Annotated in this window: 14 protein-coding genes; all 14 read left to right on the top strand. The window is 44.1% G+C overall.

Annotated elements, in window-relative coordinates; translation table 11 throughout:
- Nucleotides 1-6: 6 nt before the first annotated feature.
- The 14 genes from AAEO56_RS11865 (at nt 7) to AAEO56_RS11800 (ending at nt 16,689) form a co-directional block, all read left to right on the top strand.
- Nucleotides 7-1,701 (top strand): RagB/SusD family nutrient uptake outer membrane protein, encoded by a 1,695-nt coding sequence (locus tag AAEO56_RS11865; RefSeq protein WP_341697278.1) that lies wholly within the window; start codon nt 7-9, stop codon nt 1,699-1,701.
- 20 nt (nt 1,702-1,721) lie between these two features.
- Nucleotides 1,722-3,116 carry a DUF4960 domain-containing protein gene (locus tag AAEO56_RS11860; RefSeq protein WP_341697277.1) on the top strand — a complete coding sequence of 465 codons (1,395 nt, stop codon included), beginning with the start codon at nt 1,722-1,724 and terminating at the stop codon, nt 3,114-3,116.
- A 14-nt stretch (nt 3,117-3,130) separates the two neighbouring features.
- Nucleotides 3,131-4,681 carry a glycoside hydrolase family 32 protein gene (locus AAEO56_RS11855; RefSeq protein WP_341697276.1) on the top strand — a complete coding sequence of 517 codons (1,551 nt, stop codon included), beginning with the start codon at nt 3,131-3,133 and terminating at the stop codon, nt 4,679-4,681.
- An 18-nt stretch (nt 4,682-4,699) separates the two neighbouring features.
- Complete coding sequence (locus AAEO56_RS11850) at nt 4,700-5,602, top strand: carbohydrate kinase family protein (protein WP_341697275.1); 903 nt, start codon at nt 4,700-4,702, stop codon at nt 5,600-5,602.
- A 368-nt stretch (nt 5,603-5,970) separates the two neighbouring features.
- Nucleotides 5,971-6,444: a Dps family protein gene (locus tag AAEO56_RS11845; RefSeq protein WP_341697274.1), complete on the top strand. Its 474-nt coding sequence runs from the start codon at nt 5,971-5,973 to the stop codon at nt 6,442-6,444.
- A gap of 107 nt (nt 6,445-6,551) precedes the next feature.
- A complete protein-coding gene (locus tag AAEO56_RS11840) occupies nt 6,552-8,768 on the top strand; it encodes a tetratricopeptide repeat-containing sensor histidine kinase (protein ID WP_341697273.1) in 2,217 nt (738 codons plus the stop codon).
- 13 nt (nt 8,769-8,781) lie between these two features.
- Entirely contained in the window at nt 8,782-10,149 is a 1,368-nt protein-coding gene (locus AAEO56_RS11835; RefSeq protein ID WP_341697272.1) for a sigma-54-dependent transcriptional regulator, read from the top strand.
- Between the two features lie 17 nt (nt 10,150-10,166).
- Nucleotides 10,167-10,463: a GNAT family N-acetyltransferase gene (locus tag AAEO56_RS11830; RefSeq protein WP_341697271.1), complete on the top strand. Its 297-nt coding sequence runs from the start codon at nt 10,167-10,169 to the stop codon at nt 10,461-10,463.
- A 46-nt stretch (nt 10,464-10,509) separates the two neighbouring features.
- On the top strand, nt 10,510-12,066 hold the full coding sequence (locus AAEO56_RS11825; protein ID WP_341697270.1) for a sigma-54 interaction domain-containing protein: 1,557 nt from the start codon (nt 10,510-10,512) through the stop codon (nt 12,064-12,066).
- Between the two features lie 167 nt (nt 12,067-12,233).
- On the top strand, nt 12,234-13,217 hold the full coding sequence (locus AAEO56_RS11820; RefSeq protein WP_341697269.1) for an alpha/beta hydrolase: 984 nt from the start codon (nt 12,234-12,236) through the stop codon (nt 13,215-13,217).
- A gap of 18 nt (nt 13,218-13,235) precedes the next feature.
- A complete protein-coding gene (locus AAEO56_RS11815) occupies nt 13,236-14,168 on the top strand; it encodes an alpha/beta fold hydrolase (protein ID WP_341697268.1) in 933 nt (310 codons plus the stop codon).
- A 51-nt stretch (nt 14,169-14,219) separates the two neighbouring features.
- A complete protein-coding gene (locus tag AAEO56_RS11810) occupies nt 14,220-14,534 on the top strand; it encodes a phosphoribosylpyrophosphate synthetase (RefSeq protein ID WP_341697267.1) in 315 nt (104 codons plus the stop codon).
- 10 nt (nt 14,535-14,544) lie between these two features.
- Nucleotides 14,545-15,711: an MFS transporter gene (locus AAEO56_RS11805; RefSeq protein ID WP_341697266.1), complete on the top strand. Its 1,167-nt coding sequence runs from the start codon at nt 14,545-14,547 to the stop codon at nt 15,709-15,711.
- A gap of 288 nt (nt 15,712-15,999) precedes the next feature.
- On the top strand, nt 16,000-16,689 hold the full coding sequence (locus tag AAEO56_RS11800) for a hydrolase (RefSeq protein WP_341697265.1): 690 nt from the start codon (nt 16,000-16,002) through the stop codon (nt 16,687-16,689).
- The last annotated feature ends 35 nt before the right edge of the window (nt 16,690-16,724 follow it).

Genomic DNA, 16,724 nt, shown 5'->3' with positions numbered 1-16,724 from the left:
ACTAAGATGAAAAAGATTATATATACGATGGGCGCGTTGGCACTGATGCTTAACATTACTGCCTGCTCTGATTTTTTAGATAATAACCCGCGCGGGGTGCTTAGCGAAGGCGAAGTAGTAACCGCCGAAAATGTAGACGGCTTTGTTAATGCAGCCTATGCTGCCCTGGGTAATGACCACTATGATACCCCTCTTAGCCTTTGGCCGTATGGTAATGTGCGCAGTGATGATGCGTATAAAGGAGGCAGCGGCACAAACGACATCCAGGATTTCCACTTTTTTGAGGTTTCAAACAATATCCGATCCGATTTTGCCGAATTGGATAACCTGTGGTACCTGAACTATGTAGGGATATCACGCTGTAACAAGGCACTGCACGCGCTGGAGATGCTTGATGCGGCTGAGTATCCGCAAAAAGAGGCACGAATGGGAGAAATGAAATTTATACGCGGGCATTTTTACTTTATGCTAAAGATATTGTACCGCAATGTGCCCTATGTAACGGAGGATATGCCGGTGGAAGAATACCCGCAGATAAGTAATACCCAGCTTACCAATGAGGAACTTTGGGAAAAGATAGCTTCCGATTTTGAAGCCGCCGCTGCTGTCCTGCCCGATGCACAGGCACAAGTGGGCCGCGCCAGCAAAAAAGCAGCGTATGCCTACCTGGCCAAAACGCGCCTGTACCAGGCTTATACCCAGGACGAAAACTATAATGTAACCGGTATCAGCCAGGAACACCTGCAACAGGTGCTCGACGCTACCGCACAGGTGATGGGCTCGGCGAGCTTGGAGCCTGATTTTGCCAATAACTTTCTTCCGGGCAGTTATGAAAACGGGCCGGAAAGCATATTTGCCATACAATACAGCAAGGACGACGGCACACTATACGGCAGGCTAAACTTCAGCGATGTGCTGAGTACGCCACAGGGCCTTGGCTGCTGCGATTTCCATAAGCCAAGCCAGAATTTAGTCAATGCTTTTAAGACCAATAATGGACTTCCGTTATTTAACACCTTTAATGATGATGACCTCGACTATAACCAACTTAGCAGTTATTCGGTAGACCCACGCCTTTACCATACGGTAGCCATACCGGGACTACCCTGGAAGTATGACCCTGATTATACCTATGTAGCGGCGTGGGTAAGGAGCCCAAGTACCTATGGTTACTTTGCGTCTCTTAAAGAAAACGTATCGCCTAACTGTGGCTGTGTGGTAAACATTGACCCTTTTTACGGCAATTCTAAAAACCGCATCCAGATACGCTATGCCGATGTACTGCTTATGCGTGCCGAAGCCTTGATAGAAATGGGCCAGCAGAACGATGCCCTTGCACTTATAAATCAGGTTCGTAACCGTGCAGCAAACAGTACAGCACTCATATCCGGCTACGCTAATAATACCAATATCAGCCCTTATATAAACGGGCAAAACTGCAACTGGACCCAGGAGTATGCCCGCAATGCCCTGCGCTGGGAACGCCGCCTGGAACTCGCTATGGAAGGCAGCCGCTTTTTTGACCTGGTGCGCTGGGGTGTAACCGATGAGGTTATGAATGCCTACTATGCTGAAGAAAAAACCAAACGCGCCTATTATAACGATGCATATTTTGACAAAAACAAAGAGGAATACTGCCCTATACCGTTGGCACAGATAAACTTCAGCCAGGGCGTATACCACCAAAACCCGGGTTATTAATCGATACTAAATTGAATATTATGAAAAAAGTATATAAAAAAAGCATTCATAAAGCGGGGCTGCTGCTGGCGCTTATAGCTGTGCTGTTTTCGTGCGAAGAAAGTTTTGACAAAACAGGCTTTGAAAATAACCTTGCTGTAAGCGTTGAATCGTTCCGTATAAACGGTACGGAAGGTGTTATTGACAATAATGCCGGTACTATAACTGTCACCTTGCCTTTTGGCAGTAGTGTAAGCGCTGAAGTTGCGGATGTAGCAATACCTGAGGGCGCTGAACTAAATGTTGATTTTAGCCAGGCCGTAAATTTTAGCCAGCCGGTAGTGTTCCGTGTCGTAAACGGCAACCTGTTTAAAGACTACACGGTAAACGTAACAGTCGCTGCTCCGATAGTCAGCTTTAAAATAAACAACCTGGCAGCGGTTATTAATAACACCGCTCATACCATAAACCTTACGCTGCCATCGGGCACCGATCTTACGGCGCTACAACCCGTTATCGAGCTAAATGAAGGGGTAAGTATCGCTCCGGCTTCGGGCAGTACTATAGATTTTACGAACCCTGTGGTATTTACGGTAACATCGGGTAGCACATCGGTAATCTATACGGCAACTGTAGGTGTTCCTGTAGAAGGACTCACTGTCGCTTTCCTCGGCACAGCCGCCACCCATGAAGCCATTACCAATATGGACGAAAAAACCGCGTGCGACTGGCTGTTCGCCAATTACAGTGGTGCACAGTACCTTTCTTTTACACAGATCAATTCGGGAACAAGCATCAGCGATATTGATGTTATCTGGTGGCACTACGATTCGGCGCAAACCTTGCCGTCAATAGCGTTTAACCCTGCTGTTACAGCGGCGCTGCAAAGCTATAGGGCCAATGGAGGCAACCTGCTGCTTACCACATTTGCAAGCCAGTATGTAGATGCGCTGGGTGTAGTACCTGCGGGTAAAGGCCCTAACAATGTGTTTGGTGATTTTTTACCTGCCGGAGGCGTAGACAGTAACTCCTGGGGAATGTCTTTTGTGGGGCATGAAGGCCACCCTATATTCCAGGGACTGGAAACCTTCCAGTCAGGAAAAGCAAATTTGTTGCAGGGCGGAACCTACAGGCTAAATCATACCGCATGGTGGTTTTTACCGGAATGGGGCGGCTATAATAACGGTGCAGGCTGGAGAAGCCAGACCGGCGGCATGAACCTGGCCAGCGAATCCTGGGACGATGCCCTTAACGGACGCGTTACTGTTGCGGAATGGGGCAATAACGGCGATGCCAACGTTGTAATAATATCTATGGGGGCTTATGACTGGTATAATGAGCCCGACGCTAATGGGAACCCAAGCCAGCCTAATTCCTTTATTACAAACATACAAACACTTACCCAAAACAGCCTTAACTATCTTATTGGGCAATAATAAAAATGATCACAATGAAACTAAAATATATAGGGTTAGCAGCTGCCATAACACTCTCGTTCCTTTCGTGCTCGAATGACGATAGGTACACAGGCGGCTCGATAATGGGCGGCGAAACAGAAATGAGCAGCATTTATCCTGCACCGCCATCGCAATGGATGGGTGGCGACGAGCCGTACTATAGCGCAGGCTATACCGGAGATGTAATGCCGTATTATGAAGATGGCACCTGGCATATTTACTTTTTGCACGATGCTATAAACAAACCTGCAGGAAAAGGGTTTCATGATATCCATGAATATAGCACTACCAACCTTGCCACATTTACCTACGAAGGGCAGAGGATACCCTACGGAGGGCAGGACGAACCCGATTTTGGCATAGGAACAGGCAGCATGGTAAAAGTGGGTAGTACCTATTATTTTTATTACACCGGGCATAATGATATCGCGGCGTTCCGTGCTAATAACCCGCGCGAAAGCGTGCTTTTGGCTACCAGTACTGATATGAAGACCTGGACCAAGCAGCCATCTTTCAAAATAACGGCGCCTGCCGGGTATTTCGATTATGATTTCCGCGACCCGCAGGTATTCCAAAATCCTGACGACGGTAAATACTGGATGCTGGTGAGCACACAAACCGACCCTTCGCGTAAAGCGGTTTTGCTTAAATTTACAACTACCGACCCTGCCAGCGGCAACTGGATAACCGAAGGGCCGTTGTATACCACCACACCGGAAGACAGCTACCTGATGATGGAGTGCGCCGATGTGTTTAAAATGGGCAGTTACTGGTACATGATGTTCAGCGAAAACTGGAGCGGCAACAAAGGCACCCACTACCGCATGGCAACAACCATTAACGGGCCGTGGACAAAACCTGCGAACGATCTCATAGACGGAGAATATTACTATGCTGCAAAAACAGCATCAGACGGCAATAAGAGATATGCCTTTGGCTGGGCTGCACGCAAAGCTCCGGAAAATGACACCGGTGGTAAGGAATGGGCGGGCAACCTTGTAATACATGAACTGGTGCAGAATACCGATGGGACCCTTGCTACAAAAGCGCCGGATGCTATAAGCGGGCTGCTTACACAAAACAGCGCAGTGAGCATGACGACCTCTACCGGCCAGGTAACCGAAAGTAACGGCGGCTATACGCTTAACAGCGAAGCGGGAGATGCAATGGCAACCTTTGACGCAGCCGGTAAAAAAGTTCGTATCGGGGCACAGCTTTCGCTTACAAATACTGTTGGCTCGGCAGGTTTTTACTTTAACGTGAGCGATAATACTTACTATAAAGTTGTGTTGGAGCCCGCGCAGAACCGTATTGCTGCCTACAACAGCAATGGCGATCTGGTTACCCGTATCCCGATGGTTATATCCCAGGGCACGGCATATAACATCGATATTATTGCAGACGGCAGCGTTTGTGTAGTTTATATAAATGGTAAAGTAGCATTAACGAACCGAATTTACGGCCGTGAACAGCAAAACTGGGGGCTTATAGCCACAGGCGGAGCTACGGCAAGTGTAACAGGATTACAGGTTTTAAAACCTTAAATTATAATTATTATCTGAATGAATATAGCGAAGAAACTTAAAGCGGTATCGTATGGCGAGGTACTTTGGGACGTTTTTGCCGATGGTAAAAAAATTGGCGGCGCACCGTTAAACCTTGCCCTCAGGATGCAAAGCCTTGGTTGCGAAGTGGCTATGATAAGCTGCGTTGGGCAAGATGCCGATGGTGATGAAATTGTAGCCTATGTAAAAGCGCAGGGGCTGGATACAACGGGTATAATACGGACAGAAGAATATCCTACAGGTTTAGTACAAGTGTATGTAAACGAGCGCGGCAGTGCAAGTTATGAAATAAGTTACCCGTCTGCCTGGGACAAGATAGAGCTGACAGATTATGCCCGCAGCCTTGCAGGTGATGCCGATGTATTGATCTATGGCAGCCTGGTGTGCCGCGATGAAGTTTCTAAGCGTTCGCTGGAGGAACTTCTTAAAAATGATATTTACAAGGTGTTTGATGCTAACCTGCGTCCGCCGCACTACACACAGGCAACCATAGAAAGCCTTATCAGGTCGGCAAGCTTTATAAAATTCAATGATGAAGAATTGCTTGAAATTGCCGCAGGCATGGGTTCGCCTTATACCTTACTGGAAGACAATATGGAATTTATAGCTTATAAAACTGGGACGCGCTCTATGTGTGCTACCAAAGGCAAGCATGGCGCCGTGCTGATGTGGGAAGGCAGCCTTTACAGCAATAACGGCTATCCGGTAAAGGTAGTTGATACGGTAGGGGCAGGTGACTCGTTCCTGGCCACACTTGTTATGGGACTACTTTCTGGGCAGGATCCGCAGCGCGCCATAGACTATGCCTGTGCCGTAGGGGCGCTTGTAGCGGCATCGGCAGGGGCAAACCCTGTGTTAACAGAAGAAGACATTGAAGCGCTAATGTGTCGTGTAGAATAAATTTGGGTTAGTTCGTTGGGTTTCCAAAAGTTTGGGTTACTTTGGAAGAAAAGGATTTCCCTGTCAGAGGGGCAGCTTTAGGTAGCTGCCCCTTTTCTTTTTGAAGCGGGTGCCGTTTCTACAAATTCCTTAAGTTTTATGTTCGTATTTAAATCACTAAATTAAAAAGGTCAGGATTGTAGCAAATTCATTAAATATTACTTTTGAAAACAGGGCTTGGTATTTTAAAAGGCTTCGTAGTATTTTGTAAAATCACGATATATAGTAATTAATTACTTTAATGATTATATTTAAATATTGAAAAACAGAGTTTTAAGTAAAAGGCATGCCGTTTGAAAACTATAGAAATCTAAGAAACTATAATTACAATGGAAACACAAATTGGAATTACCGAAGAAAACAGGGCTGCCGTAGCGATGATACTGTGCAGGATACTTGCCGATGAATATGTATTACATACAAAAACGAGAAATGCGCACTGGAATGTTGAAGGTAACGATTTTTATAACAAGCATCTTTTTTTTGAACAGCAGTACAATCAGATGGATGATATTGTTGACAGTGTTGCCGAACGGATAAGAACCCTCGGTCACTACGCTCCGGGAACCCTTAAAAGTTTTTTGGACCTCACACACCTGTCCGAAACAAAAAGCCACGAAAATACCAGCATCGGTTTTATAAAAGAACTGTTGTCAGACCATGAGAGCATTATCATATACCTGCGCGAAAATAGTGACCGCCTTGCATCGGAACTAAAAGATTACCGAACCAGCAACTTTATAACAAGCCTTTTGGAAACCCATGAAAAAATGGCCTGGATGCTCAGGGCACATTTAAAATAAATAGGAATTTACATTACAACCGGGTGGTGTATTTAAGAAACGTGCTTATCTTCGGGATGAAAACAGAAGTAGTTGCCACTCAGTTAACGGTTTACAACCATACTAATATGAAATCTAAAGTACTGCTTATCATTATATTTGCCATATCCTTAAATGTCTTTGCGCAGTCGCCAGGCAACACCCGGTTTAATGAAATTAGCAATAAACTTCTTAAGGAAAAAGACGAGACAAAAAAAGCAGGGCTTTACTATCAGGCAGCCCGGTTTTACTTTGAAAAGGAAGGGAATATAAAAACCGACCTGGATAGTGCTTCACTATTTAATAAACGGTCTATACGCCTTAGCAGTAAGTTGGGAATGAAGAAGGAGCTAGCACAAAATATGCTGCTGGAAGGTGAAATTGCAGCGGAAAATGGTGACAGCGCTTATTCTTCAAAATTAAAGTACAAAGCATTGCAATATGCGCTTTCGAACGGGCTCAAAACCGAGGCGGCTGCCGTTTATATGTCTATTGCTTATGAGGTTCCGGAAAATGACCTGCTTAAAAAAGAGCAGTACTTTCTAAAAGCCGCTGACTTATACAGACAGGCAGGTGCATTTCTTAAAGAGGCAGAAACACGCACCGAACTTTCCGTACTTTATAACGGCCTTGATGAAATAGATACTTCTATAAAATTTGCACTTGATGCCGTTAAAATTAAAAAGAAAATCAAAGAGCCGGCCCTGTATAAGGAATACACCATGCTGGCGATGGATTACAGGACACAGGGTAAATATGAAAACGCACTTGCTTATGCCCTTGCTGCCGACAAAGTAACTGAAACAACTCCCGAAGCCGATGCATTATGGCGAAGCATTATAAAAAATCTGATAGGCACGATATACTCTGAACTGAAATTTTACGACAAGTCGGTTGAGTATTATAAAAAGGCAATCGCTATTTCAAAAGAAAATAATGATACCGAGGGTGTAACCTCTATCACTATTAATACCGCTCGCGGGCTTTTAGGTCGGGGTAAAGTTGCTGAAGCCCTGGAAGTATTGAATAACGGGTACAAATATTATCACAAAGAAAATTGTGATATAGAATATGCATCACTTTATATATTATTATACTGCGAGTTAAAAAAACATGAAAAGGCAAAACCCTATTATGACCAATTAGTTACATGTGCAAGCGGACAGGTTAAAAACCCCATGGAGCAGGAAAAAATGTACTATGCAATGATACATTATTTACTAAAAACAGGGCAGGCAGCAAAAACCTATGGATATATTGAAAAGCTGAAGCAGTTAAGCCGGAAAAACAATGACATCTATAATCTTACCCAGCTTGAAAAGACCCATTTTGAAGTAGATTCTGCTACGGGTAATTATCTTGGGGCCATTCAGCATTTAAAAAACTATAAGCAACTGAATGATTCTGTCTTTAATATCAACAATACAAAGCAGTTTGCCGATTTACAGCTGAAATATGATACTGAAAAAAAGGACAGGAATATTAAATTGCTTACGAACAAAAGCCAACTGCAGCAAGCCAGAATTGAAAATGAGCTTGTTATAAGGTACATCTTCATTGGCAGCGTTGTTGTACTGTGCATAATTATAGGATTGCTTTACAGCAGGTACTGCATGAAACGCAAAACCAATGCCATACTGGAGGCCAAGCAGGACGAGATTAACCGAAAGAACAATAAGCTGGAACGCCTTGTTGCTGAAAAAGAATGGCTATTAAAAGAGATACACCACAGGGTTAAAAACAATTTACAGATAGTAATAAGCCTGCTTAACACACAATCGGCTTACCTTGATAACGAGGAAGCGCTGGAAGCCATACAGAACAGCCAGCACAGGATGCATGCCATGTCTCTTATCCACCAGAAACTGTACCAGACAGAGAACCTTTCCAGCATTAATATGCCATGGTACATTAAAGAGCTGGCCGATTATTTAAAAGACAGCTTTGACCATGAAGGCAAGATTAAGTTTAAGCTTTCCCTTGCTGCCATAGACCTTGATGTGGCGCAGGCTGTACCTTTGGGGCTAATACTTAATGAGGCCATAACCAATGCGATTAAATATGCATTTCCTGAACGTAAAGGCATTATAAATATTCTTTTGGAAGACAGCGATAATAACTACCTGCTTCGCATTTCTGATAACGGTATAGGACTTCCTGAGCATTTTGAATCGGCTGAGACAGATTCCCTTGGTATGAATCTCATGATAGGGCTCGCCGAACAGCTGGACGGCACATTTACTATCCAGTCGGGTAACGGCGTAATAATAACTATTAACTTTATAAAAAGACAGGCCGCTGTATAAGCGGTATATGATAATGGAAAATAAAGAGAAAATATTAATTGTTGAGGATGAGTTTATCGTAGCTAATGACCTGAAAATGATATTAAAAAAGGGTGGTTATGATGTGGTAGGTATTGCTTCGTCTGCGGCACAGGCCCGCACTATGATTACTGCCAAAAAGCCCCAGTGGGTACTCCTTGACATTATACTTAAAGGTGATGAAACCGGGATTGACCTGGCGTGGGAACTAATAAAATGCAAGACACCATTTCTATTTATTTCTGCCAATACCAACCAGACTACGCTTGAGGCTGTCAAAAAAACGCAGCCCTATGGCTTTATGGTAAAGCCTTTCAGGGAGAAGGACCTCCTGGTTATGCTTGATATTGCACGGTACCGTTATGCTCTGGAAAATAGAGCGACGGCCAACCCGCAAACCAATGTAAACGCAGCCTTTACGGGGATCGTTGGTAACAGTCCGTTGTTACAGGCTGTATTGTCCAAAATCAATATTGTTGCCCCTACTGAAACTTCGGTACTTATAACTGGCGAAAGCGGCACAGGCAAAGAAAGGATCGCTCACACGATACACGAGCATTCGGCCAGGAAAAATAAGCCTATAGTGGTTGTTAACTGTGCTGCGCTGCCATTATCGTTAATGGAATCAGAGCTTTTTGGTTATGAAAAAGGCGCTTTTACCGGTGCAAATTCCCGAAGGATTGGCAAATTTGAACAGGCCGATGGTGGTACGCTGTTCCTCGATGAGATTGGCGAACTTCCTTTAGATGCACAGGTAAAGCTGCTGCGGGTATTACAGGAAAAAGAAATTGAACGCATAGGTGGTGACCAGACCATAAAGGTTGATGTACGCATTATAGCGGCGACCAACCGTAGCCTGGAACATGAAGTTGCCGAAGGACGTTTTAGGCTGGATCTTTACTACAGGCTTAATGTGTTTCCTGTTGAGCTGCCGCCGCTACGGGAACGGAAGGAAGACATAGCACTGCTGGCGGAATATTTCCTTAAAAAATTTAATACCGCTTCCGGCAGAAATATTAATGGCTTTGGGCAAAAAGCAATGGAACAGCTACAGCACTATAACTGGCCGGGCAATATACGGGAACTAGAGCATTTAATAGAGCGCAGTACCCTGCTTGCCACATCCGAAGAAATAAGCCAGGTTAACCTTCCGGCTAATGTGGCTCTTCCTGCGCCGCAAAGTGGAGAAACGGGAGGACTGCAATCTTTGGAAGATATGGAACGCAGGCATATTATGCAGGCATTGCAGGCCTGCGGCGGTAAGGTATTCGGACCCGGAGGCGCTGCCGAGATACTTAAAATACCAGCCACAACACTATACTCTAAAATGAAAAAGCTGGGTATCCAGCAGGAACATTACTAACCTTTAAACCAATTTGTATGACTGAAATAAAACTGGAACTGGATGCGAAACAACACGGTGCTTTTAACCTTTATGAAGAAGACAGTAAAATTGGTGAAATGGTCATAAGCCTTAAAGATGAAAAGCTTACCGTATACCATACCGGCATTGAGCCTCCTGCCGAAGGTAAAGGCTATGCTAAGTTATTGCTGGAAGAGATGGTGAAATACAGCAGGGAAAATAACCTTAAAGTTATTGCCCTTTGCCCTTATGTTCATGCGCAGTTCAAAAGGCATCCTGATACCTATGCCAATGTATGGCTAAAGCAGGAATAAGAATACAACATTTTATGTATTTTTACCTATAAAAAAGTAATACACCATGGCAGGCAGCCCGGACAAGGATGAGATCATAGCACGCATACAGCAAAGGGAACAGGAACAATCCCTGTTATTTTCATTATGCGAAAGCCTCGCTCCGGTCACCACGCGAAAAGAATTTCATGATGTGGTAAGCAACGTGGTTAAAAGCACAATTGGATTCAACCATTTTTCCATTTGCATTGAAGATGAGCCTCGAAAAGGCTACAGGCTTCAATACCATAGTACTCCCGCTGATTATACTAAACACAAAACCACACTATTTACCGACAGTTCTGCAATTTTTGCATCAGCGCTAAATTCCCCGGAGCCTGCTGTAATCTCAAAAAGTGATGCTGCAAAAGCGCCCGGCCTTCCATCTTTTCTCAAAGAGGCCTTACAATTGTATTCTTTTAGTTTGGTTTCGGTCGCCCTTTCGTCAAAGTATTGTAAAGGAGTGGCTTTTTTTGGCTTTGGCAGGGGAAACGAACCCGAAAGAAATACCCAGCGACTTATTAAAATGCTGTCACTACAATTAGGCATCACGCTTACCAATATACTCCTTTTTGAAAAAGCAATCCCGGGAATAACAATCCCGGAGCCGGAAATTCAAGATATGGCACAGGCTAACGATATGGGTATTATAGGTAAGAGCGCGGCCATGCAACAAGTACGGAGCCTTATAACACTGGTAAGCGGTAGCAACAGTGGTGTGCTTATACTTGGTGAAAGTGGTACAGGCAAGGAGCTGGTGGCAAAAGCAATACACGATAATTCCGCCCGGAGCATGCAGCCGCTAATAAAAGTCAATTGTGCTGCTATACCAGAAAACCTTTTGGAGAGCGAACTCTTCGGGCATGAAAAAGGAAGCTTTACCGGTGCTATAGCGCAAAAAAAAGGCAAGTTCGAGCAGGCCGATAAAGGAACCCTGTTTCTTGACGAAATAGGTGATATGCCCATGGAATTGCAGGTAAAACTACTACGCGCCCTGCAGGAAAGGGAAATACAGCGAATAGGCGGCAACGGAAGTATTATTGCGGATACCCGGATTATAGCCGCTACAAACAGGGACTTGCAGGAAGAAGTGAAGAAAGGTAATTTTAGGGCCGACCTTTATTACAGGCTCAATGTATTCGCTATAGAAGTCCCGGCATTACGCGAACGAACAGAGGATATCCCTGATTTGGCAAGTTTTTTTATACAACGCAATGCCGTAAGAAATAAAAAGCCACTTAAAACCATTGCTGTAAAAGCGCTCAATACCCTCAGGGTTTATCCATGGCCGGGGAATATACGCGAACTGGAGCATGCGCTGGAAAGAGCATTCCTTTTAACGCCGGACAAGGTTATAAAAGAGGTGCAGATAACCAACAATAAAGACATTGCCACACCCGGTAATGCCATTAAGCCCTGGTACGAATTTGAAAAAGAATATATCCTTACGGTTCTTAAATTTTGTAATGGGAAAATATCGGGCGCAAGCGGTGCCGCAGCCCTCTTAGAAATGCCTCCTACTACCCTAAAGTCAAAAATGGAAAGGCTGGGCATTAAGAAACGGCATTATTCTGCCGGGCAATAACCTCTTTCTTCTGTATTTATTAAACGTTTATAATTTCACGAAATATCGTAGAAAATAAATCATACAAATACTGTAATGTGTTGAATAATAGTGATTTGTTTATTTAGGAACGCTTTTGGTTTCTTGTAATGTATAACGATAATTAATTTTAATTAAATCAATACATTATGAAAAACCAAATTACAATTCCACCATTCAATCAGGACCCTGCAATTTCTACAGCTACAAAGGAGTTCCTTACAGCATTAAACTCAGGTGGTGTACCATTAGAAACCCTGTCCCCGGAGGAAGCAAGGCTGGTATTGGCAAATGCACAAAAATCGGTTGAGGTAGATTATTCAGGCATTGAAGAATCTGAAAGAACCATTACCCAGGATGGCTACAATGTAACGCTTAACATTGTAAGGCCGGAAGGAAACAACGAAATGCTTCCTGTATTCATTTTCATCCACGGTGGCGGATGGGTGCTGGGCGATTACCCTACCCACAAACGCATGGTACGCGACCTTGTAGTTTTGAGCGGGGCTGTTGGTGTATTTGTGAATTACACCCCGTCTCCTGAGGCCAAATACCCCCAGGCAACTGAGGAAATTTACGCAGTTGCAAAATGGGTAGCGGCAAACGGCAGCGAAATAAACGCAGACGGCAGCAGGCTGGCTATTGTGGGCAACAGCGTAGGCGCTAATATGACTGCCGTTACAGCCATAAGGTCGATACAAAACAATGGTCCGAAAATCGCTAACCTTATTATGTTATGGCCTATCGTAGCTGCTGATTTTGAGACTGAGACCTACCAAAGATTTGGGCAGGACCGTTTCCTAACCACGCCCCTTATGAAATGGATGTACGACCAGTATACCACCGATTTAAATCAGCGCGAAGAAATTTACGCCTCTCCGCTTAACGCACCCCTTGATATCCTGAAACATTTCCCACCTACTTTCATCCCGGTTGCCGAGGCCGATGTATTAAGAGAGGAAGGCGAAGCTTTTGGCCGTAAACTGGACGAAGCCGGTGTTGAAGTTACCACTATCCGTTATAACGGAATGATACATGACTGGGGGCTTCTTAACCCTCTTGCCCACCTGCCTCAAACCAAAGCGCTGTTCAGGCAGGCAGCCGCTGAATTGAAAAAATATCTTTTTGCTTAATCTTAAATTCAATTAAAAATGAAACTAATAAATAATATGGGCGCAATACTATTGCTGCTCGCGCTGGCTACATCATGCAGCGACAAAAAAACTGAAACTACAATGAAAACAACAACAGAAACTGCTGTAAAAGCAAGAGCAGAATATATTGAGGCTGCGCCTAATGTAAAACTGCACGTAACCGATTTGGGTGATGGTAAACCTGTAATATTTATACACGGTTATCCGCTGAGCGATGCCATGTGGGAATACCAGTACCATCCGCTTATTAAGGAAGGTTACAGGGTAATAGGCATTACATTAAGAGGTTTTGGCCTTTCGGATAAGCCTTATGGCAAGTACAACTATGACCAGTTTGCCGATGACATTAAAGCCGTGCTTGATGAACTGGATGTTACCGATGCAACTATAGTAGGCCATTCTATGGGAGGGGCCATTGCGCTGCACTATACCGCTAAATACAATAATGCACACGTTAGCAAACTGGTGTTACTATCGGCAGCAGCCCCTGTGCAAACTAAAAGGGCGGATTTTCCTTATCCTTTTGCAAAAAAAGAGGATCTTACCAACTGGATAGGGCTTAATAATACCGACAGGCCCGGGCTACTGGCAGCTATAGGCGCTCAGTTTGCGCTGACCCCCGAGGCTATTTCTCCCGGCATTGGAAAATGGATGGGGGATATAGAAATGCAGTCGTCGCCCTACGCTATGGAACAGGCCCTGATGGCACTTCGGGATGAAGATTTGAGGGGCGACCTTCCTAAAATAAAGGTACCGACACTTATTGTACATGCTAAAGAGGACAAGATCGTAGCCTATGCACTGGCAGAGCAAATGAATAAAGGAATAGCAGGCTCGCAGCTCGTTACCTTTGAAAAAAGCGGGCATGCCATTTTTCTGGAGGAAAGAGATAAGTTTAATGAGGAATTAATTAAATTTATAAAACAATAATAAACATAATATGCCTGCATCAATACTGGTGCAGGCATTACTATTTTCAGGATGAATACACAGCAACCCGCATTTGACACTGTTACTGAAGCTCTTTTGTGGCTTAACAGCGAAGGATTTATACATGATTTTAACCTTGGCGAAAACTGTATAAAGTATGATAATGATCAACACGACTTGTCGCCGGACGAATTTGATATTGCTTACATCTTCCGCTTTGAAGGCGCTACAGATCCCGGCGATGAAGATATTGTATATGGCATTACATCGGTATCCCTCGGCATCAAAGGAGTGCTTACCAGCGCATTCGGTATGTATGCCGATTCACTTTCTGCCGAAATGATTAAAAAGCTAACTGTTCGATAAAAATTATATTATGGAACCAATTAAAGAATTATCTAAAGCGCAAATATTAATTATGGCTATTACAGCCGGAATTTGTGTTGCCAATATTTATTACTGCCAACCCATACTGCATGAAATTGGGAATTCGTTGGGCATATCGGGAGATGATGTGGGCATGATCGCCCCATTGTCGCAGGCAGGTTATGGCCTTGGGCTGTTATTTATTACCCCGCTGGGAGATAAAATTGAGCGCAAGAGGCTTATACTATTGCTTCAGATTTTGCTGATGGGCGCATTAATTGCCATGTCGTTGTCGCAGGGTATCATTTCGCTGTACGCATCAAGCCTGGCTATTGGTCTCTTTGCGGTTACCGCACAAGTAATATTGCCTATGGCCGCAAGCCTGGTATCGCAAAATAGGGGTAAGGTAGTTGGTATAATTTTTACAGGAATACTGGTAGGCATACTTACAGCAAGAGTCTTTAGCGGATTTATTACAGAATGGATAGGATGGCAGTATGTTTATAGGATATCAGCAGGACTGGTAGCCCTTACCGCTATAATGATGCAGGGTAATTTTCCGTCAGTTAAGGAACGTTTTGAAGGTTCGTACCTTCAGTTGTTGTCATCGGTACTCTTTCAGCTTAGGCGTTTCTCAACATTGCGGATGGCAGCCCTCTTAGGCGCTTTGGTATTTGGGACATTAAGTTCGTTTTGGGTGACGCTCACCTTTTATTTAAGCGGAGAGCCTTTTAACTACAAAGCTGATACTATTGGCCTCTTCGGGCTGCTGGCAGCCGGTGGCGCTTTACTGGCCCCTATAGTAGGAAAACTGTCTGACAAGAGCGATAGCCCTAAAAAAGTATTGATGGTTTCGCTCAGTTTCGTACTGCTAAGTATAGTATTGCTGTACTTCTTTCCTGTATCTGTTACAGTGCTGCTACTGGCGGTACTGCTTATAGACGTTGGCGTACAGGCTATACAAATAACCAATATTGCACTTATTTATACGCTGGACAGCTCGGCCAACAGCCGCATCAACACGGTTTATATGACATCCTATTTTATAGGCGGGGCGCTGGGTGCGCTTACCGGGATAACAGTATGGAAGCATGGTGGCTGGAGCATGGTTTTGCTGCAAATGGGCCTGTTTACAGTGCTTGCTATACTAATAGCTCTATCTTTAAAAAAGAAATAAAGAGAAGCCTTAATAACTGATTACAAAACCGGGGACCTGCACGTCCCCGGTTTTGTTTTATATACACTTAAGAGCTGATATTATTTACAACGTGATTTCGAATCACCTGTATAATTTACGGCATATCGTTAAAATATTTTGGCATTTAAAACATAAGCTATTGATATACATGGTTTTAAAATAAAGGTATTGATTTTGGAATTATAAGTAGAGAACAGTAAAGCGTCCGGAAGTATTTGCTGTTATAAAACAAATTTTTAATAAATCAATATTTAAATTTTAAACGTCATGAAAACATTTATTTTAACCGCATCCTTATTTTTAGCTTCTATAACTGCATTTGCCCAAAAACCGGGCCCGGAGTTGCTAAGCCCATCCAACCACGCTCTGATACTGGTTGACCACGAGAGCCAAATGGCATTTGCTGTATCCAGCCAGCCTATAGACCAGCTTCGTAACAGCACTGCCCTGGTAGCAGGCGCATCAAAAATATTCAACGTGCCCACTGTTGTAACAACGGTAGCCGAGAAATCTTTCAGCGGCCCGGTATTCAGGGAAATCGAAGAATTTTATCCTCAAAAAACGTCAAACTACATAGACCGTACTACCATGAATACCTGGGAAGATGTAAATGCCCACAAAGCTATTACAGGCAAAGGCAAAAAGAAACTGGTTTTTGCAGGCCTTTGGACGGGCGTTTGTATCGTTGGCCCTGCATTATCGGCAGTTAACGAGGGATATGAAGTATATGTAATTACCGATGCCAGCGCAGACGTGTCTAAAGAAGCCCATGAAATGGCGATTGCACGTATGGTTCAGGCGGGTGTAAGGCCAATGACATCATTACAGTACCTTTTGGAATTACAGCGTGACTGGGCCCGCCAGGAGACCTACAAAGCTGTTACCGATCTTGTTAAGAAATATGGTGGCGCTTATGGGGTAGGGGTACAGTATGCACACGAAATGCTTAAGCATTAATAACCAACGCCGGTGTACACCGGTTTGGTTTGGCA

It is taken from the genome of Flavobacterium arundinis (genome assembly GCF_038289855.1).
Lineage (GTDB): Bacteria > Bacteroidota > Bacteroidia > Flavobacteriales > Flavobacteriaceae > Flavobacterium > Flavobacterium arundinis.
The sequence above is the reverse complement of the archived record's forward strand: the minus strand, read 5'-3'. Positions and strand labels throughout refer to the sequence as shown.